The sequence below is a fragment of the Caballeronia ptereochthonis genome, from assembly GCF_001545075.1.
GTDB lineage: Bacteria > Pseudomonadota > Gammaproteobacteria > Burkholderiales > Burkholderiaceae > Caballeronia > Caballeronia ptereochthonis.
Genome location: NZ_FCOB02000009.1, coordinates 81,096 through 103,121 on the forward strand (window position 1 = coordinate 81,096; position 22,026 = coordinate 103,121).

Below are 22,026 nucleotides of genomic sequence, written 5' to 3' on the forward strand. Positions count from 1 at the left end.
TAGAATCGCATTTGGGAAAGCCGATACGGGGATGCAGGATGGGCGACATCGAGAAGCGGCCGCACGGGGTGTCCGAAACGGAGGAACAGTTTCGTCTTCTGGTTCAGGGTGTCACCGATTACGCGATCTTCATGCTCTCGCCCACAGGCATGGTGACGAGCTGGAACCCGGGTGCCGAGCGGATCAAGGGGTACAGCAACGCAGAAATCCTCGGCCAGCACTTCTCACGTTTCTACACGGACGAAGACCGGGCGGCGGGGGCGCCGGCGCTGACGCTCGCCACGGCAGCGAGAGACGGACGCGTTGAACGCGAAGGCTGGCGCGTTCGAAAGGACGGCAGCCGTTTCTGGGCGCACGTCGTGGTGGATGCCATTCGCGACGAGACAGGCGCGCTCGTGGGCTTTGCAAAGATCACACGCGACATCACCGAGCGCAAGGAAGCGGCGGCCGCACTCGAAAAAGCCAATGCGGCGCTGTTCCAGGCGCAGAAGATGGAGGCCATTGGCCGACTGACCGGCGGCGTGGCGCACGACTTCAACAATCTGCTCGCGGTGCTGTCGAACGGTCTGCAGGTGCTGGCCATGCAGTCGCGCACGCCACTCGACATGAAGATGATCGAAGGCATGCGGCGGGCGATCGACAGGGGAGCCTCACTGACGCAGCAACTGCTGTCGTTCGCGCGCCAGCAGCCGTTGCAGGCTGACGTCTACGACCTCAATGCGCTGATCCGCGAGTTCGATCCAATGCTCGCGCGAGCCGGTGACCGCACCACGCATTGCGAACTCAGGCTTCATTCCGGGCGGGCCCTCGCGCTCGTCGATGCAGCACGGTTCGAGGCGGCCCTCCTCAATCTCGTTGTGAACGCAATCGATGCGATGCCAGACGGCGGCGCTGTCACCATTTCCACCAACATCATTGATTCAGACAGAGAGGTGACAGCGACGCTGCCCGCCGGTCGCTACGTGCACATTTCTGTCGCCGATACGGGCGCGGGGATGTCCCACGACGTTCTGGCGCAGGCATTTGAGCCGTTCTTCACCACGAAGCCTGCTGGCAAGGGCACAGGGCTTGGCCTGAGCCAGGTGTACGGATTTATTACCCAGTCCGGTGGCGACGTCACGATCTCGAGCGAGGAAGGACGGGGCACGTGCGTCGATCTCTATTTGCCCTCGGCCGAGGCGAATGAGGGTGTCAGTATCCCCGCGCCATCGAGAACTGAGAGAGTGCTGCTGGTTGAAGACGAACCCGACGTACTGGGCCTGGCGTCCGAACTGTTCAGGAGCATCGGATACGAAGTTGTCGCGGCGAGCAGCGCGTCCGAAGCAGCGGCGATACTGAAGGATCGGTCCGATATCGACGTCGTTTTTTCCGACATCACGATGCCACACGGAATCAGCGGCATTGAGTTGGCGCGCCTCGTCCGCTCCGACCATCCGAAAGTGAAGGTGGTGCTGACGTCCGGTTACCCGCTTGCCGCGCTGCGCGCCCAGCATGGCACGCTTCACGAATTCGCGTTCGTTCACAAGCCATACCGCCTGGCCGATCTTGCCAAGGCGCTGAGAGGGTGATCGACCTTCGCGTGCGGTTGCCTGCTGGAGCTTGCGTCAAGGCGCTAAGGCGGGACAGCGATGGTCAGAACCCAAATTGAATGCAAATGCCGCCCCACGGCAGACCATAAGCGTCCGAAGAAGAATCGCGCCGACTGCCTCCGGCCGAGCGCGCCTCCAATATCTTGAGCGCAGTAGCGCCCCCCAGGAATCATTCTAAGCGCGTCTTGCCCCACAAGTCGCTGGAACGCGCTCGCCCGTGGCGGGATGAGTTGCAAGAAAGATTCACGCCCACACGGGCATGCTATCCGGTAGATTCTTCACGACCTTTGTGACGATATAGGTGAAGTAGCGTTCGATACCGAGTTTATCCGTCAGCAATACGTCGATGAAGCGTTGGTGGTGATCGATATCGCGCGCGAGTACGTGCAGGACGTAGTCCACGCCGCCGCCGGTCGCGTAGCACTGCACGACTTCGGGTGCGGCCTGCACGTGCTCCTCGAAACGTCGCAGATCGTGCGCCGTATGCCTCGCCGGCGTGACTTCCACGACAACGCGGCTCACCGGCATCACGCCGGTCCAGTCGAGTTGGGCTCGATACCCACGGATCACGCCGCTTTCTTCGAGGTTACGCACCCGCTCCCACGCAGGCGATATCGACAGATTGACTTCTTCGGCAAGGCGCGACTTGGTGATGCGTCCGTCGCGCACACGAATGTTCAGAATGGCGATGTCATAACGGTCGAGCTTGATCACCTTGGACCACCCTGGGCGATGTATCGCGCCACGTATGGCCAGACGCTGCCCATTTCGATCTATATCGCGGCGACAGGGTTGCTGAGCCTGGTGTGCGCGTTTTTCCTCGCCGAGACTTTCAAGAGGGATCTGTCCGCGGAGCCGGAAGATGAAGCGGCCGCAGCGCTGGGTGCGCATGCGTGCGCGCACTCGCCGCATCCACTGTCGCGTTGAGCGCAAATCGGTCCGGTTGCAATGCCGTGGATGACCTGGCCGTTGGCGGCGCCGGAGCGTCTGGAGCCGACCTCGCACTCCATTTGCTAGGAGAAACGGGACTTACGCTACCCGACTCACGGCTTAGCTCGGCAGAGCGAACGGCGGCTATGTTGGCCGAATACCCGCCTACCTAAGCGAATCGACGAGCGGCCGTTGTACCTTGGAAGCCGCCAATGAGATCGTGCTGGGTCGACGGGCAGAAGTGGGTGGGTACGGTCGTTCGCCGTCAGCCCTGACCGGTCGTTCACGGCCTCATCCGCCCAACCGATAAACCGTGTTGCAGACGGCGATCGGCGCCCGCTTCGATCCGTGCGACGACGCTCTTACGGTTGGCCGGTCACGCGCTGCACCATCCTGTAGAGCACAGACATCTGTAAGCCGCTCTTGAGTGCGTAGTTTGGGTCGTATTGATTTGAATAGCCCCACCAGTCGAAGCATGCATTCGGGTTGGTCGGCCCCGGCGCAGACGACGCGATCGTGTCGGGATACACGACTACCAACTTGTTCGTGTCGGCCCATTCGTTGACGCCCGCCTCGGTGACCCAGCGGTTTCCGATAAGCGATGCCTCCTGCAGACAGCCGTGGAGAGCAATCACGAATCCGCACTTGTTCCCTTGCGCGCAGGCTTTGGGAACAAAAACGCTTCCTGTCTGGCTCATCGAAAGGCTTGGAGACGCCCCGAACTCCGTTTGATCGAATGAAGACAGCGTACCCGACAGCATGCCGGTGTTGCGCGGTTTCAATGGGCCGAGGAACATCGTCAGCCACGTTTCTACGGAGTCGTAGACTGCGCCATTTGCCGAGCAGCGCACCATGTAGGGGCTCCCGAGCGTGCCGCATGCAAGTTCGCCATCGGGCGATTCCCAGCCGTGCTCAGCGGGATACGCATTGTCGAAATGCACCTTGGCTCCATAATGTCGGTATTCCGAGTCGAGATCGGCCATCTCAAGCGGGTTGACTACCTGGTCTTGCGTACCGGACCAGAGGTACACAGGCTGTCCACGCAGATTCGTCGCCGAGTCGATGGTCCCCAGGGACGATTGCGTGTCCAGGTACGCCTCGGATGTCGTCAACGTGCTGTTGTATGACGCCTGATTCGAAGGAAGTGTCAAACCTCCGCAGTTCGCCAAAGCTGTCGCGGCGCCTCCGGCGGTGGCACACCAATACACTCCGCCAGCGTACACTGCGGCGCCTTTGAGGGTCGAAGAGTGAGCGACGTGCATCTGTACCGCCGCGAAACCGCCAGACGAGATACCCGCGACGAAGATTTTCGTCGGGTCAATCTGGTAGCGCTGGAGCTTTACGATTCCGGAAGGGACAGGGGTAGCAATCGCGGTTGGACTCGCGGAGGTCGCTAACGCCTTTGGCGATGTCCCAAATGCCACAGCATCTGTTCCCGTTCCGGACGAATCGCCACCACCTCCGCACCCGGCAAGGCCGATCGCTAATACAAATGCCGGCGCTAACCGCTGGCCCAAAGCTTTCGTCGTCATTGTCGTCCCCTTTTCGGAGCAACATCGCCCCTTCGAACTGCCTGCCGTGTCGCCTACGTGAGAAACCCGCTAACACACATCATCGACAACGCGGTTGAGAAACGTTTCCGACGTACGACGCGCACGACGATATCCGGCATTGCAAAAATCGCTCCCGCAGTGCGGCCAATCCTAAGCCTAATGTGCGCGGCGAAGACGGCTTGTCGGCGATTCCCCAATAACCGATCTGCTTCCGAAACGAGCCGTTCGCGCTGGAGCCTCTAATTCGAATTCGTGGCCGGCCACGGAAGTTTGATGCTGGGCGCGGAGACTTCTGGCGGCACTAGATTTCTCGGCTCGGCCATGACATGACATTCGCTTGCGCCGTCACTCGGGCTTTCGACCTACTCGAGTAGATGCGCGTAGCGATCGGCGATCCGCCCGAGCCGCTGGCGAAGTCGGGCGAGCGCGAGCCCTCGGGCAAAAGCGTCTCGTTCGTCGGATTTGCGTTTTTCGACGCGTTGAATTTCTAATTCAAGAAGCATTGCAGCCTCTCGAACCGTTTTCTGCCAACGTTCCCTTTGCCGCACCTGGCCCTTGATTCTTTCTATGACCAGGACTGCCAATCTTGTGATTTTAACCATCGTCCTTCTTGCGGACGCAGGCTCGAGAGGGGGCAAAGCGGCGAAGATGCGCCGCCTCGTCCTCACATCGCGAATGCGCTTACTTTGCCGCAAATACGGACACGCCACCATTGACGAACCCATTGGCCGCACAATTTGAACAACCCGCGGGAGATGTCGCTGATGAGTACGGGACAAAGACGAGGCCTGTCGCCGGGTCGACAGCGACCGAATGCGCGTTGTTGCCTGTGTTCAGGCGCGTAACGATGCTTCGAGATCCTGCGTCCACGATTGTCAGCACCGGTGTGCACGGCGATGCGGACGAGCAGGCACCGTTCGTCGATGCGTTGCCGGAAGACGTCCACCTGCTGGCGGCGTTGTAGTAGCGATTGGTTACAGCATCATATTCGAGCTGATCGCCGCCGCCAGCGTTGAGCGATGCCAGAAGCGCGCCATTCGAACGGTCGAATATCTCCATCAACAAGGGCGCGTTGGTCGTCCCTTCTCTGCATCCGACCGCGATATCGTTCCCGGGTCCGAGCGCAAGGCCCGTTGGATCGCAGTTGCCCTCTCCATACATCGCGACGCCCGCAAGCGTCGTGTAGTTCTGAGTGCCGCCGCTCGGTATCGCACGAATGGACGCCCCTGGTAGTTTCACTAGCTCACCGTGAGGATTCGCGGTGCTGCCGTCGACGTTCACGAAGAAGTTGTCACTGGCCGGATCGTACCGGCACGCTTCTAGTCCCGCCGTGGGCTTGCCCGCGTTGTCGGTGAACGTCACCTTGGCGACGACGGTCTGCGTCGATGTGTTGATGAAGGTCGCAAACGGAACGGGTTCCTCCGGGCTCGAGATCATGAAGAGGTTGTGCGTGGGATCGAGGCAGCCTTCATCGGCGCGCACACCCGTCGTGCTCACGGTGATCTTGCTCGCGACGGCACCCACACTGGGATCGACGATCTTTACCGAGTTCACGTCGCCCACATAGATGCGACTGCCGACCGGCGTCGCACCGTCTGGACCGGCCATCGAGTTCGGGCCCGGGCCAAGCCCCGTGAACGCGAGATTGCCGGTACCCTGGATAGCCTTGACGAACGTCTTCGACGGAATGTCGATTTGATCCAGTGACGCGTTATTCCTATCGGTGAAGTAATAACGGCTGCCGGAAACGATGCCGATATCGAACGAGAAATTAACGCCCGCCTTGACGTTCGGAACCGATATGTCCGATACATAATGCGGCGCTCCATTGTCGTCGTCATGCCCGCCGCAACCCGCGATCAAGATAGCTACTAATGCGAACATCGCATTCACCCGCATGGACCTTGGCATCGCACGCCTCCTATCATGGTTGGGAGATGACCTGCGTCAAGCACGCGTCGAAAGTGACAATGGACGCTGCCATAGCATAAGCACGTCACCAAGCTGACGAATCTTATGGTTTTCCCCGCGCACGAAATCTCCCGCGCTTAAGCGGTCCTTAAGCTTGCGAGATGGAAACTCATCGTCTTGTGTGGCTTACTTCCGAGACTCGGAAGCACAGCAACATTGCCGGATCCCGGCAGCGTAACGACAGCGTTGGAAGGTTCGATCAATTCTTAACTTCTGTTTCGGCATCGACCCGCTGAGAGCGCTACCGCTTCAGGGCGAGCAGTTGCCTTGACTATCGCCGTGCAGAGACACGCTTTTTTCTGACGGCGTAATGGCGATCGTTCCGGCCGTTCCTTTGGGAAAGTTGGAATCTCCAATGCACCCTGCTCGGAAGCGCGAACGCCCGATGAAGGAGACAGAGGTCTTGCGACAATGCTACCGACGAACTGGCAGGTTCGAATTGTGCGACGGTGGGGGCTCACGCGCTGGACACTCTAGGCGCATCGCTGCGAACCCTTCATGAAGCATGCAAACATGTCGACATCTGCTCTCCATACAGAGTCTCGAGAAACTCGGGCAATGCCCGCACTCGCGCTCGGCGCCATTGGCGTCGTGTTCGGTGACATTGGCACGAGCCCGCTCTACACGCTCAGGGAATGCCTAAAAGCCGCAGGCGGTGTCAGTCCGACGAACGTCTATGGGATCGTGTCTCTGATTCTCTGGTCCATCATCGTCGTCGTCACGCTGAAGTATGTGTGCTTTGTCATGCGTGCCGACAACGACGGGGAGGGCGGCATTCTTGCGTTGACCGCGCTCGCGTCCGAGGTTGCGCCTGTGCGTCTTCGTCGGGTGTTGCTGACGCTTGGCGTTTTCGGCGCCGCCATGTTTTACGGCGACTCAATGATCACGCCGGCCATATCCGTCATATCGGCTGTCGAGGGTGTAACGCTTATCGACCCGCATCTCTCCGAGTGGATCGTGCCGATTGCCCTTGTCATTCTGACTGGACTTTTTGATCTTCAAAAACGCGGCACCGGCGCGGTCGGGAAACTTTTTGGACCGGTGATGCTGCTATGGTTTGTCGCGCTCGCGGTGATCGGCGTCACGAATATCGTCGGTCGTCCCGGCATCCTTCTGGCGGTGTCGCCTACCTATGCTTTCGTATTCGCTACGCACGCACCGGCTACGGCATTCATTGTGCTCGGATCAGTGTTCCTTGCGCTGACGGGTGGCGAGGCACTCTACGCTGACATGGGACATTTCGGCAAGACGCCAATCCGGGTGTCCTGGCTAGTGCTCGTCTTCCCCGCCCTGGTGCTGAACTATTTCGGTCAGGCAGCCCTGGTTCTGAGCAAACCTTCGGTCATCAGTCAACCGTTCTTCGAATCGGTGCCGTCGTGGGCGCTAATCCCGCTCGTTGTGCTTTCGGCGTTTGCGACCATCATCGCCTCGCAGGCCGTCATTTCCGGCGCGTTCTCGATGACCAAGCAAGCGGTACAGCTTGGCCTGCTGCCACGCATACCCGTGGTCCACACTTCGAGCGACGAGATCGGTCAGGTTTATGTGCCGTTCATCAATCTCACGCCTTATGTCGCGGTTGTCTTTCTCGTCCTGTTCTTCCGGTCTTCGGATAATCTCGCGGCGGCGTACGGCATTGCTGTCGCGTCCACGATGCTATTGACGACGCTGCTGATGTATTTCATTACGCATTGCCTGTGGCGTTGGAAACCCGTCGCGACATTCGCTGTCATCGTACCGATGGCGCTCGTTGATTTGCTGTTCGTCTCAAGTAACGCCAACAAGGTCATGGATGGCGGATGGTTTCCCTTGCTAGCCGGTGCGGCGCTATTCACGATCATGACAACGTGGCACAAAGGCCGTGAAATGGTGGTGCAACAAATCCGGGATGACAGCCTTGAGCTGGCGCCGCTCATTCAGTCGTTGACCACGGGCGAGCACCCTGTGATGCGCACGCAAGGCACGGCCGTTTTCCCGGGCGGCGTCGCTGATATGACGCCGAGTGCCTTTCTGCACAATCTGAAACACAACGGCGTCATGCATCAAATCAACATCTTCATGGCCGGCTCGACCGATAACACGCCCCATGTATCAGACGATGACAAGGTGGCGCTAAAGGACCTTGGGAACGGTTGCTATTCGGTGGCGGTGCGTCACGGGTTCATGGAAATTCCAAACATCCCAGATGTTCTCAGGCTACTCGAGCGTCGAATACCGGGGTGGCACTACGATCCCGCAGACGTATCGTTTTTCCTGGGACGAGACACGATTGTCGCGACGGGGAAAAGTCACGTCATGTCGCTGTGGCGCGAGAGATTGTTTGCATTTCTGGCAAGGAACGCGGCACAAGCGGCCGAATACTTCAGCCTGCCTCCGAACCGGGTCGTCGAAATGGGCGGTCAGGTGAACCTGTGAAGGGCCCGCATGGGGCTGCCGGCGTGTTTGGAACGTCGTACGCGGCGGCAGCAAACGCGTCACCGGTCAGCGCCTTTTATGATTCCACCGGTTCGCTCACAGGACTGGACTCCATGATGCGTGCCATCGTCGCGACTCCAGCCGACAACTACGACTCATTGGTCGGCCGCCGCTTTCTCCATAGGTCATGTCTCCAGCCGCCGCCCGTCCGTTTCCTCGCGCGTGGCCGCTCGGCGACGTTTGAAGTAAGGATGCCGTGGCATCCGTTGATGCAACGACCTGCTTAAATGCGAAACGTTTCTCACCAGACGGGTTCGCTTTAGACAATGTGGAGGGATGTCTGCCCACTTCGTGGTTCGGCGTGGCTAAGTTATTACGTAATTTGGGTTCCTAAATGAACAGCATTCGCTTCGCCCGCTCGCGGGCCGTCGGTAGAAAATTTCGGACATTCATCAGCGGCGAATGGCCCTCATTGGGCTCATGCGAGGGTGGCCGACACAATGACAGTCAACCGTAATTCTTCTGCCTCGCGATGTTCACGAACACCCCCTATGGTCTTACCGTCGTAACCAACGGTAAGGAGATGGAAGATGGGGATGGGTCAGTTTTCACAGCGATGCAATATGGTCTATGTAAGAGCGCTGCTCGCCGCTTGCGCGGGAGCCACTGCGTTCGGTTTGGGAACCGCGCCCGCGAGCGTTGCTGCAGCCAGAGACGAGCACGCGTTCCGGACCAGCACGCCGATTAAGCACGTGATCATCGTGGTCGGCGAGAACCGTACGTTCGACCACGTATTCGGCACCTACCAGCCAAAGCAAGGGCAGTCGGTATGGAATCTGTTGTCCCAGGGCATTGTCAATGCAGATGGCTCGCCAGGCCCGAATTTCAAGAAGGCCCAGCAATACCAGGCGCAACTTCTCGGACCGGCGGAATTCACGATCGCTCCTACAAACAAGACTCCATATGGAACGCTACCGTCGCCGAATACAGGTGGAACCCATTCTGCTGCGAGCGACGCGAGCCCCCCGCCTTTCGCGAAACATGACGCGGCCGCACAGGCCGAAGGCGCAGCCCTTGAGCCGTCCGACGTGGACCAGTTGCTCAGCGGCGCCTCAGGATTGCCGACGGGCGCGAAGGATTCGCGGGTGGCAAACTACAACGCGCTGATGAACGGACCTTATTTGCTGCAACCGCCTCTCTATGATGCGTACATGGGCGGCCCGGTGCATCGTTTCTATCAAGCGTGGCAGCAATCCGACTGTAAAGTGGCGCACGCGACGCGCGAAAATCCGAGCGGTTGTCTCGGCGATCTGTTCGCGTGGGTCGAGACCAGTATCGGGGCAGGCAGCAACGGCAAGCCGCAGCCGACGCCCTTCACTGATCAGACGACCGGCGAAGGCGCAAACGCGCTCGGCTTCTATAACGTCAACAATGGCGACATGCCGTACTTTACGCAGTTGGCCCAGCAATACACGATGAGCGACAATTACCATCAACCGGTCATGGGCGGAACCGGCGCGAACAGCATCATGATCGGCGCCGCTGATGCGTATTACTACACGGACGGCAACGGCAAACCGGCAACGCCGCCATCGGATCAGATTGAAAATCCCAACCCCTTGGCCGGCACGAACAACTGGTACACCCAAGACGGCTACTCGGGCGGCAGCTATAGCAATTGTTCAGATGCCAGTCAGCCCGGCGTGGGTCCGATTCGTCAATACCTGAAGTCGCTGCCGTACGATCCGAAAGCGAACTGCGCGCCGGCACATTATTACTTGCTCAACAATTACAACCCCGGGTACAACGGCGACGGCACGGTACTCGACAGGACCAAGTCGCCATACACGATCCCCCCTTCACCGGTGCGCACGATCGGCGATACGCTGCTTGATCGAAATATCCCGTGGAAGTACTACGGCGAGGGGTGGCGCAGTTTCATCAGCAATCCCGCGCAGAGCATCTACTGCAACATCTGCAATCCGTTTCTCTACGAGACGTCGATCATGACGAACCAGCAGGCTCGGGAAACGCACCTTGCCGACCTGCCGGACCTTTACTCAGACATCGGTTCCGGGAATCTGCCCGCGGTGTCTTTTGTGAAGCCGGGCGGACTGCTTGATGGGCATCCGACCTCCTCGAAGTTCGGCCTGTACGAGGCATTCGTCAGGAAGCTGGTCGATGCGGTCAAGAGTGATCCGAAGCTCTGGGAGAGTACGGCAATCTTCATCACCACGGACGAAGGGGGCGGCTACTACGACTCGGGATACATCCAGCCCGTTGACTTTTTTGGCGACGGCTCGCGTATCCCGATGATTGCGGTGTCGAAGTATTCCACTGGCGGGCGCATTTCGCATGGCTACGCGGATCACGCGTCGTTGGTGAAATTCATCGAACGCAACTGGGGCCTGCCGCCGATTACCGGTCGTAGCCGCGATAATCTGCCCAACCCTGTTCAGCACAACGACAACCCATACGTCCCAGTGAACGCGCCAGCGATCGGCGATCTGTTCGACCTCTTTGATTTCCGAACGGCCCCTAACGATCACGAGCACGGGCACCGGCACGCTGAAGACGACAGCGAGAAGGGCGGTGGTATGGGCTGGTGGCCTTTCTAATTAACCGGGCTTAGCGCGAAATTAACAACCCGGCCGCCGCGCCTGCGGCGGTTTTCGCGCTTCTCGGAAAAAGGCAATCCGGCAGCCCGGGACGCGACGTGCGCAGCGCAGAAGCGACGACGAAGACATACCGCTTGAGCAAAATACGGCGCGGCCGCCGATGGCTTGTGGCCGCCGAGGTGCACCTTCCTTACTTGCCGACACGGCTCCCTTACTTGTTCACGCATCACCGGATGCCAATATCAACGGTGCAGCGGTGCGAATCGCCGAACGGCCAGTCATTGCCAATCTGTCAATCGGTCGTGACGCCCGCCCGCATCTAGACGCTGGTTCGAATGCGTGATGCTGAAGCGCTTCTCATTTAGTGATAATCCCCTGGCCTAGCGATTGCGTAGGCTGCGCAAGGAGGATTCCATGAGCGACGACAAGATTCTTGAGCCCGAGAGTGCGGTCAGCGATCCAGTCGCGCGAACATGGATCAAGCGGCTTGGCCCCGGGCTCATTACAGGAGCGGCGGATGACGATCCTTCTGGCATCGGCATATACTCACAGGCTGGCGCCCAGTTTGGTTTCGATCTGCTTTGGACGCTCCTGCCACATACCCGCTGATGACCGCGATTCAGCTGGTGAGCGCACGGATCGGGCGCGTGACAAGTAAAGGCCTGGCGTCCAACATGCGTGCACTCTATCCGCGTTGGCTGCTTTACAGTGCGGTGATCTTGCTGGTCGTCGCCAACGTCATCAATATCGCCGCCGACCTTTCAGCAATGGGCGCGCAACCTGCTACGCACCATTTTGGTTAGGCGTGGTAGCAGCTTTGGCCCATCAGTCGTGACAAAGGTTTAAAAGCGGTTCACTTGAGTTGCGCATGCGGAATTTGCCTTGCTCCCACACCACGTCGCTGCTGGCGGTGTCGGCCACCTTGTCGCCAAGGTGGAACGCCTTTCGGAAGGTACTTTGTCCTCGGAGCTTCGCCCCCGATCGTTACCAATCGCGCACGTCCGGGTAGGCAACTACTGGTCGTACAGCAGGTCACGGCTTCAACATCCAATTCTCCAGACGTTGAATGTGACAAGGCAGGAAAGAGCTTTGCCATCTACCGCCGCTGTGACGGACTTTAATGTCTGGAATCATTGATGTGAGAAAATAAAGTCGGTCGCAGGTTCGTTTCGGCGATACGCGCCGGAGTGACCGACGGATAGTCGGCGTTGAAAGGTATTGACGTTGGCTGAATTGCGCCGCAATGGAGGGTATCGGAGCGGAAGGTAAGTGGGGTATGCAAGCCCCGTATCACCGATGGGGCCGCTCGCATCCAGTGTGCCGTCTGTGCCGTTACCGTGGCTATATGCCGAGCCACAAAGCGAAATGGCGTGACAAGGCGTGAGCATTGGCTATCCCGCTGATGACGTCGTAGCGGGCGGGCAAAAGCGAAATGTAATCTCGTCCGTCGAAGACCGGTACGACGGAGAGCGTCACGATACCGAAGAAGATTGAACTTGGGCGGCGGTGAACCGGTGACACAGACAACGGTGCAACTCCCGATCGGATGTGGAATCAGCGTGAGATCATCCCGTCGACGTTCAGTGCAGTCACCGTGTCCGCACTTGATCCGGCAAGACGGCGGCATTACAGGCGTTTGCACAAGTCGTCAAGCATGGGCGCCGCGCGAAGCGAACGACATCTCTGCCTGTCGCTCGATCGCAAAGTCCACGAGCGATCGAATCGCCTGTGTCGCGTAACGCTGGCCGGCATAGAGCATGCTAATGGTTCGGTCCTTCCCGTCGAGATCGAAATTCTCGAGAAGCGGGAGGAGCTTTCCGCTTTCCAACTCGCCTTCTATCACCATTCGAGGCAGCCGCGCTACGCCCAGACCCGCGACCGCCGAACGGACGACAGCGCAGGTATTCCGTGCGGTCATCGTCGGTACGAGCGCGACGCGGTGAACGCCGTCCTTGTCCTTGAATGTCCAGTAGCGCATCAGCGATTCGGAATCTAGAAGAATGTCGTAATTGGGCAAATCTCTCGGACTGAGCAGCAACTCGCGAGACTCTAGATAGCAAGGCGCGGCGACGATGACATCCTGCGTCCGACCAAGCGTTCGGCAGACGAGCGATGAATCGCGGAGCTTGCGCTCGACCATGAAGGACAATTCGAAATCCTCGGGCGAGATTTGCGCCTGATTTTCATAGATCGTCACGTCGAATGCGATGAGCGGATGCTTCTTGCGGAACTCGGTCAGCAACTTGGGCAAGTCCGTTGCCGCGAACAGGGCGGATACGGCGATCTTCACACGGCCGGTCGCGGATTCCGCTTCCGCGCGCACTTTTTCTTCTATCTGTTTTACTTGCGAGAGCACGTCGGCGCAGCTCTCGAAATAGCTTTGACCCGCTTGTGTGAGCGAAACGCTACGCGTCGTCCTGTTTATCAGCCGCAGTCTCAGATGATGCTCCAGCGCACCGACGCCTCGCGTGACCGCCGAATTAGATATTCCGAGCTGTTTCGCGGCAACGCCGAAGTTGAGACACTCCGCGACCTTGACGAAGATTCGCATCGATTCGAGTTGATTCATGGCTGCTAGCTTTGATTTGACGTTGATGTGTCTTGCCGCCGAAGGGCAGGGGCACGGCCGCGCCCTGGACGGTGGCGAGTTGCGTGCGCACGAAGCTGTTGCCGAGGTCGTAGAGTGTCTGCTCGGGCGATGAGTCGCTCGACAGGCCGAGCTGAAGAATAGGCACCGTCAGCGCGTTATACGTGATGATATTCGGCGGCAGAATGCGCGGAATGGAAGCGGAGTTGGACGTGGGTTCCGCGACCGCACGATTGATGTCCGCGCTCGGATGAAAGAAGATCTTGATGACCGATACGCCATTGAGCGCCTGCGACTCGATGTGCTCGATAATCTCGACATCCGAAGTTAGCGCACGCTCATAGTTCGACGTGGTGCGGTTCGCCATGTCCTCGGGGGAAAACCCGCTATACGACCGGACGATACTGACAACCGGAATATGATGTTGGGAAAGATATCGGTCGGCGTGCGCAGAATGGCAAGCGGGCCGATCATGAATAGCAGGGGCGCCAGAACGAGGAACGTATAAGGGCGGCGAAGGGCGAGTCGAACGATCCACACGAAGTCTTTTCCGAGTCGGGGCACTAGGAGACGCAGTTTGCATGCGCGCGCTTTGCCCGACCCTGACCGGAAAGTGACAAGTTCGTAATCTTGCTTTTAGTGCGTGTCGAAGATCTGCAGGCCGGCTTTCGAAGCCAGCGGCCCCTTCGTATGCACCACATAGAGGCGGTGGTACTCGGGCACGAAAGCGAAGGTCTTTCCGCCGTAGGTATCGATGTGTTGGACCTTCGTGTAGGCGCCGTCCTGCTTGCGCCGTATCACGTCGAGTCCGCCTTCGCCAGCGACATAGACGCATGCATGCGCGGGGTCCACGGCCATCTCGTCGGAAACATCGGTGATGTCCTGCGTTTGCATGACCTTGCCGGTATCGACATTCAGAACATAGAGCTTTCCCGGCTGGCGCGATCCGATGAGCAAGCGCCGATGTTCGGCGTCGAGGGTCATGGCGGAATTGCGGGAAGGGCCGGGGACGCTCCATGTTCCGACGAGCCGGTTGGTCTTGGTATCGATGATGCCGACGGCATTCTTGTCGCGGAAGTTCACGAACAGGCGCCGGGTCCGCAGATCGATCGCCATGCCTTTGATCTGGCCCGCCGGGACGCGAATACGTCCGAGCAACGATTCGCTTTGCGTCGATAGCATGCTGATATAGGCGTAGTCCTTGCCGCTTTGAACGCCGCCATTGCCGACATAGAAGATTCCGGTTCGCGCATCGAGAATGCCGCTGTCAGGCTGAGGCTGTAGCGAAATACGCTTCTCGACGGTCATGCTGCCCGTGTCCACGATTTCGAGGCGCGCGGCTCCCGCGTCGGCAATCATCAACGCCTGGCCTTCCTTGATCAGTTCGATCTTGTGCGGAGAGACGGCGACCGACCGGTTGCTCTCCGTATGACGACCGTCGGGCAGCGAGAACGTCTCGATCGACCCATATTTTTCCGCCGCGACATAAAGCTTCGAATGCGCCAGATCGACGGCGAAATGATCGAAATCTCCGCCGGTAATTGCGGGTAAGGGAACGGTTTTGATCAGGTTCAGCTTAGGTGCGTCGGTGGCGTGAACGCTCTGGACGCCGGCAACGTAGGCAAAGCAAAGCAGAGCCGCGAGTCGAAGGCATTTCATGGCGATTTGAGGGTGCGAATGTTCGACATGAGTCTAGCGCTCGAAAAAGGGCGTTCATACGCAAGCTCAAGGAATTGAGATTTGCATTGATTCTCTGGTTCGCCGATCTCTGACCGAGCCAATCGCTAAGGCTCCGCTAAGCGAGCGATGCCAGGGTCGCGGTTGCGTCGCAAGTCCTCGCGTCGAGGAATTCTCTTTTTCTTATGTGTTTCTTGTCGCGTGGTTGATGCGAGCCGACAATCCAGCGAGGGCTATTCATTCGCGGTCTTGACGGGAGGTTTGGATGCGACATGTCGTGCTCGCCAGGATGCGCGCGAATGGTGTGCTGTTCGCCATCTCGGTTGCGGTCACCGAAGTGCTGGCGCTGCTCGTTTTGGCTGCGTCCGGGCGCATCGATGATTTCAGTGACGAGACCACCCGAGTAATCGTGCTTGTCGTTTCGTTTGCCCTCGTCATCGCGACGAAGATCCAGGCTCGCTCGGCGTTCGAAGCAGCTGCATCAAAAGGTCATGTCACGCAAGGATTGGATGAACGAGAAGGGTCGCGGCTGGTCGTCGCTGATGAATGTCCTGCTGCATGGCTCGTCCAGCTTCATGTCGAATCTTGCGCCGATGTCGGAGAAGCGCCCGCGCCGCGCAAGGAGGCAGCGCTCGATTCGCGGGCTAATCGGAAGAATTGAATCTTGTCTCGATGCGCGTCTCTAGCTTATCTGCACGGCGCGAATGATTGAACGAAGTCTGCCGCGCGGTTCCCGACGACACGAGCGACCGACTTCTTGGGACTTAAGGCCGCAATCCGCTATTTTTGCGCCGCTTCGTTTTTTCGATCCGCCAGCGTGCTTATGCTTCGATGATGGGCGCTAGAACAAGTGGCGAACGGCGACGCGGCCGGCGAACTGGTTGCGCGTCGAAGACGGAGCGTCCGCCCTGTGATATAAGCCTGATCGAGCGGCGACGCCGCTGCGCTGCCGCCCGCAACGTGCTGATACATGCCTTGAATATAGGCATCCGTGCGTGGCGAAATCTGGTAGTCCGTCATCAAGCCAAATTGATGTCACTTCGGTTTGGCATTTCCCGCCGCGCTGTAGAATTTGCCCGAGGTGTAGTTGTACATGGCGCCCGCAAAGATCGCCTTGGTGAACTGGTACTTGAAATTCAGTTCGAAGTTGTCGAACTTGAGCGAACTCGCGGTGTTGGCGAAATTGCCGACATAGACAGAGCCGGTGGCGTTGTTCAGGTCCGTATCGGTGTAGACGAAGCCGAGCGTGGCGGCATCGGTGATGGCGTAGTTGATGCCCGTGCCCCAGACGCGCTCGCGTCCGGCGAAGAAGGCGGTGTCGTCGGCGGCGAGGGAGCCGCCCGCATTGGCGCCCGGATTGTTGATCTGCATATACGTGGCCGCGGCGGAGAGCGGTCCGGCGACGTACTGCGCGCCCACGCTGTATGCGCGATTATTGGCGAATCCGCCCGCCTGATTGCTGAAGCCGTAGAGACCGCCGGACGTTAATCCGCCGTAGTTGTTGCTCGTGTACTTGACCCAAGTTATTGAGGCGGAACGAGTTGTCGGTGTTGTCGTTATCGAACGGATGGGAAAGCAGGTAGCCGCCCCAGTTGCCGTTCCCTGTCAGCGGCGCGAGAAGTTGACCACCGAATCATATTGACGACCGACGGTCAGCGTTCCCAGTGTCGAGGAACTCAAACCCACGTACGCTTGCCGCCCGAACATACGCCCCGACTGCCCGAGCTTGCCGTTGTTCACGTCGAAGCCGTTTTCGAGCTGGAACACCGCCTTGTTGCCGCCGCCCAGATCTTCCGAGCCTTTCAGCCCCCATCTGCTGCCTTGTGCAAATCCACTCGCCAGCAGCTCGTTGGAGTGGCCGCCGACATTGTTCGTGTAGTCGAAGCCTTCGTCGATGACGCCGTAAAGGGTGACGGAAGATTGCGCTAAGGAAGCGATCGGGTACGCACGCGCGCAAATAATCGCGCTGGCGAGCAGTTTTCTTTTCATGGAAGGGGCCCGTGTTGATGATGGTCAAACCTGATGCAGCGCGTGTCGTGCTGTCGTTAGCACTGCGTGGTCACGGACTGTAATCGGCCAAAGATTGAAAGATCGAGGTAAGACAGTTTCTTGTTCGCGTGTGGCGCACATACACCTTCTTGTCGCTAAAGGGCGCTTGCTTAATCTGTTATGGCGAGTTTGAGGTGCGCTAAGGCGCTAAGCGTCTACTAAGCATGCGGGCAGAAGATAAGGGCCCAAGACGTCCATAAAAATACGTACGACAGGGAGACCCTTTGACGCCTTTACAGGAGGATGAAGTGGATATGCTGATAATCGCGACACTGTCTGCGCTGTCCGTTGGGATCGCTCTCACCTTGATAATTGGTGAGATAACGTCTCGAATGTTGGAGAGATCAATGGCCCTTGATGCGGGTCGGTTTTCGGCGAGCTAATTCCCTGATTTCGAGCCCACGACCCCGCTTCGTGTCATGCAGGACCGCGTGCGCGGTCTCGAACTCGGCGCGGACGATTATCTCGCCAAACCCTTCGCCTTCGTCGAACTGCTTGCGCGCGTGCGTTCGCTGGCACGGCGGGGCCCGCCGCGCGGCAGCGATCTGATTTCGCTGGGTGACCTCAAAATCGACATTGCGCGCCGCAAGGTGCGCCGCGCGGGCAAGCGCATCGATCTGACACCCCGCGAGTTCGCCTTGCTGCAACTGCTGGCGCGCCGGCGTGGCGAAGTACTCAGCCGCACGCAGATTGCATCCTATGTATGGGACATGAATTTCGACAGCGATACCAACGTGGTCGAAGTCGCCATCCGTCGGTTGCGCGCGAAGATCGACGACGACTTCGAGGTCAAGCTCATTCAGACGGTGCGCGGCGTCGGCTATGTGATCAATACGCCCGGTCACGATTGGTGCATATGCGTTCGCTTACCACGACGTTCGCGCTCGTTTTTACCGCGACCACGCTCGCGGTGTTCGCGCTGGTCGGCTCCTTCGTGTTTCTCGCGCTCGCGCATCAAGTGCACGTGCAGGACGGTCTGGACATCGTGCTCGCCGCGCGCCATACGCGGCGGCTTGTCGATGAATTGCAGAGCTATGCGGATATCGAACGCTATCGCGAACGGCTCGAAAGTCAGGTGCTCGGCAACGGCGCGCTGTCCCTGAAAATCGTCGATGCCGCGCGCAAACCGCTCGTGCAACACAATGTCGATGCGGCGCTGGCGCAGGTTGCTCTGCCGTCGCATGCGGTGCCCGCGGGCGCGCAGATCACCGCTCAGGCCATCGTCGATATGCACGAAGCCGATGGCGATCCGCTTCGCGTGCTGGCCGTCGACACGCGTCTGATGGACGGCACGCTCGCGACCATCGTTGTGGTGCGCGACATGCGCGATCGCTGGATGCTGCTCGACCGCTATCGCGATCGGCTTCTTTCTGGTGCGCCGCGCGCTCGAACCGCTGCGCAACATGGCGAACAGCGCGGCGACGGTGACATCGGACAAGCTCCATACGCGCATCGCAATGGACAACGTGCCGAGCGAACTGGAACCGCTGATCGCCGCGCTCAACGGCATGCTCGGGGGACTCGAGCGCAGCTTTCAGCGCCTGTCGCAATTCACGGCCGACCTCGCGCACGACATGCGCACTCCGATCGCCAATATGCGCGGCGCAACCGAAGTGGCGCTCGCGCGACCACGTTCGACGGACGAGTATCAGATGCTGCTCGCATCGAATATGTAGGAATGCGCTCGCCTCTCGCGCATGATCGAAAACGTGCTGTTTCTCGCGCGCGCGGAGCATCCGCAATTCGCGCGCCATCTGCGCGAATTCGATGCGGGCGAGGAGTTGCAACGCATCGCCGAGTATTTCGAAGGGCTCGCGGAAGATGCGGGCGTGCGCATCACCGTGCGCGGTTCCGAACCGCTGACGGCCGATGTCGAATTGTTCAGGCGCGCGGTGAGCAATCTGCTCGCCAATGCCGTGCGCTACACGCCGCGCGATGGAACCATCACGCTTTCCGTCGATGCGGACGCGGCGCTCGTGCGCGTGTGCGTCGAGAACGAGGGCGTGCCCATCGAACCGTCGATGCTCGAACGCGTGTTCGACCGCTTCTATCGCGGCGATTCGTCGCGTGGCGGCGCGGGCGCGGCGAGCGGATCGGCGGGGGTGGGACTCGCCATTGTGCGGACCATCATGGAACTGCACGGCGGCCGCGCACACGCCGAAAGCGACGCGCGCAGCACGCGTTTCGTGCTGTCTTTTCCGGACGCGGCCTCACGTTCGTGATGCGCAAGATATCAAACTTGTAACGTCAGCGTCAGCTTCTCCACAGGGCTCGAATCCCACAATGTCCTCAACGTCGCGAACAACGCAGCGGCGTTCGGGGGGCAGTCATCCTCCGCCATTCTTCCGTGAATCAGTGAGGGTAAAGACGATGAAAAAGTTGATGTGTGTCGTCCTGGCAGTGGCGACCGTGATGCCGTTCGCAGCGTTCGCGCAATCGGCGCCGAGTCACGTGACGCGTGCGCAAGTGCGCGCCGAACTCGCGCAGCTCGAAGCGGTGGGTTATCGCCCGAGCACGCACGATGCGGATTATCCGCAGGCGCTGCAAGCCGCCGAAGCAAAGGTCGCGGCGCGCGACGCGTACGGCGGCGCGAATGCAAACACGCAGGCGAGCGGCGCTTCGTACAACGGCGAGGCATCGCAATGAAGCGATGGACCCTTTGCGCGAGCGCGCTTGCGAGCCTTGTTTGCGCGCTGAGCGTCGTATGGCACGACGCCTTTGCACGTGATCACGGCCCGTGCTTTGCCAACTCATCCTCCAATCCGAATTTAACGCATTAAGTTTCCTAAGGAACCGATCATGAAAAGGACCCTTCTCCTGCTTATCGCATCTTTGACCGTTGGCTTAGCAGCCCAGGCCCAGGCCCAGGCGCAGACGAGCGGCCTCACGCGCGCCGAGGTCAAGCAACAACTCGTGCAGGCTGAAGCGCAAGGTCTGCTGCCCGCGAACGGCACGGACTATCCGCCGAGCGCACGCACCATCGCGCGTAACAAGGCCGCTTTCGCCGAGCAGCATGAACACAAGGTTGCCACGGCCTATGGCGGCGTCGCTGAGACGCAGACCAATCACTAAGCGGGATGCGTACCACACACGAGGCGGCGCGCCGCATGACCGACAGCGGTTTGGTCACCGTGATATCAGGGCAAGGAGATGGCGCGGCATGCGGAACTTACTGTTACCACCAGTGTGTGTGTACTTCTGTGACCCGCACAGCCCGTGGCAACGCGGCACCTGCGAAAACACCAAGGGGCTACTCCGACAATACCTGCCCAAAGGCACCGATCTGTCCGTCTACAGTCAGCACGAGCTCGACGCCATCGCCAACAGGCTGAACAATCATCCTCGTGCTACCCACGCGTTTCAGTCGCCTCTGGAGGTCTTTGCGCGCCTGCTCGAAGCCTCCACACAATCACCTTCATCTCTTCACTAACCTGTTGCATTTCGGTTTTGAAACCGCCATTGCAAAAAATCCCAACTAGTACGACATCCCTAAATGGCTTGATTAAATAAGAGTCTTGGCTAACATGTTGGGATAAGCCAAGGTCGTCATGCAACGCCAATAAAGTTCGCGAAGAAGGAACGAGAAGAACTTTTGTCGCTGATCGAGCGAAAGACTGCGGCTCGGCGCGATGTGATGCGGGCACGCATCGCGCTCTGGGCGCACGAAGGACATCCGAATACGGTCATTGCTCGAGAGTTGAACGTGTCGGTGCAGACGGTGTGCATGTGGCGCAAGCGCATTGCACTGCACGGTGCACAAAGGCTGCGCGAGGGTGAGCGTAGCGGCCGTCGGCCGCGCATCACGCAAGAAACGCGACTGCAATTGATCGCGTTGGCATGTGAAGCGCACGAACCCGAGGAGCGGGTTACGCCAACGCTCGACGAGATCGTGGCGCGCGCGATCGAGCGCGGCATTGTCGAACAGATCAGCCGCACTCATGTACAGCGCATCTTGCAGGCCGGTGACGTTCGACCGCGCCGGGTCAAGCAATGGCTACACAGTCCCGACCTAGCCTTTCGTGAGAAGGTCAATGTGATTTGTAAGTCGCACCGCAAGGTCCCTCGAAACGCGGTGTTCCTCAGCATCGATGAGAAGACTGGCATTCAAGCCATCGAGCGTAAGCATCCGGGGCATGCGCCGGCGCCGGGACGGCTGCGGCGCAGGGAGTTTGAATATATTCGCCACGGCACCCAAGCGCTGATTGCTGCGCTGGATGTACATACCGGGCAGGTGCTGGCAGATTGTCGCGAGCGTCGCACCCAGGACGACCTGGTTGCCTTCATGGAGCGCGGGGCGTACCCGGGCAAACGGGTGCATGTGATTTGGGACAACCTCAATACGCATCGTGCCCAGGCTGTCTGGCATGCGTTCAACGCGCGGCACGATGAGCGGTTTCACTTTCACTTCACGCCGTTGCACGGGAGTTGGGTCTATCAGATCGAACTATGGTTTGCGCGCTACACGCGTCGGGTATTGCGCCATGCCAGCCATACCAGCATCGCGCACCTGCGCGAGCGTACCGAGCAGTTTATCCTCGAGCATAATCAGACAGCACGCCCCCCTTCAGATGGACTTTCCGAGGGTATCCGCTGCAAACTGGCGCATCGTAATCGAGAGACTGACATGCCCGCCATCCCAC

Annotated in this window: 12 protein-coding genes and 7 pseudogenes; 11 read left to right on the top strand and 8 right to left on the bottom strand. The window is 59.3% G+C overall.

Annotation, left to right across the window (positions count from 1 at the left end; all coding sequences use genetic code 11):
- The first annotated feature begins 38 nt into the window (after window positions 1–38).
- Window positions 39–1,568, top strand: coding sequence for a PAS domain-containing hybrid sensor histidine kinase/response regulator family protein (locus AWB83_RS11500; RefSeq protein WP_087045349.1), 1,530 nt, complete (start codon window positions 39–41; stop codon window positions 1,566–1,568).
- A gap of 264 nt (window positions 1,569–1,832) precedes the next feature.
- Here the strand turns inward: AWB83_RS11500 and AWB83_RS11505 are convergent, their stop codons facing one another.
- The 4 genes from AWB83_RS11505 to AWB83_RS11520 form a co-directional block, all read right to left on the bottom strand.
- On the bottom strand, window positions 1,833–2,300 hold the full coding sequence (locus AWB83_RS11505) for an Lrp/AsnC family transcriptional regulator (protein WP_087045561.1): 468 nt from the start codon (window positions 2,298–2,300) through the stop codon (window positions 1,833–1,835).
- A 581-nt stretch (window positions 2,301–2,881) separates the two neighbouring features.
- Window positions 2,882–4,051, bottom strand: a complete 1,170-nt coding sequence (locus tag AWB83_RS11515; protein ID WP_087045351.1) for an extracellular catalytic domain type 2 short-chain-length polyhydroxyalkanoate depolymerase — start codon at window positions 4,049–4,051, stop codon at window positions 2,882–2,884.
- A gap of 383 nt (window positions 4,052–4,434) precedes the next feature.
- A complete protein-coding gene (locus AWB83_RS36455; protein WP_159463033.1) occupies window positions 4,435–4,674 on the bottom strand; it encodes a hypothetical protein in 240 nt (79 codons plus the stop codon).
- Window positions 4,675–4,753: 79 nt separating this feature from the next.
- Window positions 4,754–5,983 carry a YncE family protein gene (locus AWB83_RS11520; protein WP_087045353.1) on the bottom strand — a complete coding sequence of 410 codons (1,230 nt, stop codon included), beginning with the start codon at window positions 5,981–5,983 and terminating at the stop codon, window positions 4,754–4,756.
- A 573-nt stretch (window positions 5,984–6,556) separates the two neighbouring features.
- On the opposite strand from AWB83_RS11520, the gene AWB83_RS11525 reads away from it, so the two are divergent.
- The 3 genes and pseudogenes from AWB83_RS11525 to AWB83_RS11535 all read left to right on the top strand — a co-directional run.
- Window positions 6,557–8,455 (top strand): potassium transporter Kup, encoded by a 1,899-nt coding sequence (locus AWB83_RS11525; protein ID WP_159463034.1) that lies wholly within the window; start codon window positions 6,557–6,559, stop codon window positions 8,453–8,455.
- A 590-nt stretch (window positions 8,456–9,045) separates the two neighbouring features.
- Window positions 9,046–11,073 (top strand): alkaline phosphatase family protein, encoded by a 2,028-nt coding sequence (locus AWB83_RS11530; protein WP_244197673.1) that lies wholly within the window; start codon window positions 9,046–9,048, stop codon window positions 11,071–11,073.
- 414 nt (window positions 11,074–11,487) lie between these two features.
- Window positions 11,488–11,849: pseudogene (locus tag AWB83_RS11535) on the top strand (divalent metal cation transporter); the annotation flags it as partial.
- 872 nt (window positions 11,850–12,721) lie between these two features.
- Here AWB83_RS11535 and AWB83_RS11540 read toward each other — a convergent pair.
- The 3 genes and pseudogenes from AWB83_RS11540 to AWB83_RS11550 all read right to left on the bottom strand — a co-directional run bounded on the left by AWB83_RS11540 (window position 12,722) and on the right by AWB83_RS11550 (window position 15,319).
- Window positions 12,722–13,642, bottom strand: coding sequence for a LysR family transcriptional regulator (locus tag AWB83_RS11540; RefSeq protein WP_087045359.1), 921 nt, complete (start codon window positions 13,640–13,642; stop codon window positions 12,722–12,724).
- Between the two features lie 22 nt (window positions 13,643–13,664).
- A pseudogene (locus tag AWB83_RS11545) lies at window positions 13,665–14,200 on the bottom strand (efflux RND transporter permease subunit); the annotation flags it as partial.
- Window positions 14,201–14,296: 96 nt separating this feature from the next.
- Complete coding sequence (locus tag AWB83_RS11550; protein ID WP_087045361.1) at window positions 14,297–15,319, bottom strand: YncE family protein; 1,023 nt, start codon at window positions 15,317–15,319, stop codon at window positions 14,297–14,299.
- A gap of 283 nt (window positions 15,320–15,602) precedes the next feature.
- On the opposite strand from AWB83_RS11550, the gene AWB83_RS11555 reads away from it, so the two are divergent.
- Window positions 15,603–15,998, top strand: coding sequence for a hypothetical protein (locus tag AWB83_RS11555; RefSeq protein ID WP_087045363.1), 396 nt, complete (start codon window positions 15,603–15,605; stop codon window positions 15,996–15,998).
- Between the two features lie 180 nt (window positions 15,999–16,178).
- Here AWB83_RS11555 and AWB83_RS11560 read toward each other — a convergent pair.
- Window positions 16,179–17,326 (bottom strand): annotated as a pseudogene (locus tag AWB83_RS11560) (porin).
- A gap of 479 nt (window positions 17,327–17,805) precedes the next feature.
- Between AWB83_RS11560 and AWB83_RS11565 the strand changes: the two are divergent.
- The 6 genes and pseudogenes from AWB83_RS11565 to AWB83_RS11590 all read left to right on the top strand — a co-directional run.
- A pseudogene (locus AWB83_RS11565) lies at window positions 17,806–18,216 on the top strand (winged helix-turn-helix domain-containing protein); the annotation flags it as partial.
- Between the two features lie 26 nt (window positions 18,217–18,242).
- Window positions 18,243–19,608: pseudogene (locus AWB83_RS11570) on the top strand (heavy metal sensor histidine kinase).
- 148 nt (window positions 19,609–19,756) lie between these two features.
- Entirely contained in the window at window positions 19,757–20,032 is a 276-nt protein-coding gene (locus tag AWB83_RS11575; protein ID WP_087045365.1) for a DUF4148 domain-containing protein, read from the top strand.
- A 153-nt stretch (window positions 20,033–20,185) separates the two neighbouring features.
- Window positions 20,186–20,458, top strand: a complete 273-nt coding sequence (locus AWB83_RS11580; protein WP_087045367.1) for a DUF4148 domain-containing protein — start codon at window positions 20,186–20,188, stop codon at window positions 20,456–20,458.
- A 66-nt stretch (window positions 20,459–20,524) separates the two neighbouring features.
- Window positions 20,525–20,816 (top strand): annotated as a pseudogene (locus tag AWB83_RS11585) (IS30 family transposase); the annotation flags it as partial.
- A gap of 102 nt (window positions 20,817–20,918) precedes the next feature.
- Window positions 20,919–21,997: pseudogene (locus AWB83_RS11590) on the top strand (IS630 family transposase).
- Window positions 21,998–22,026 lie beyond the last annotated feature (29 nt).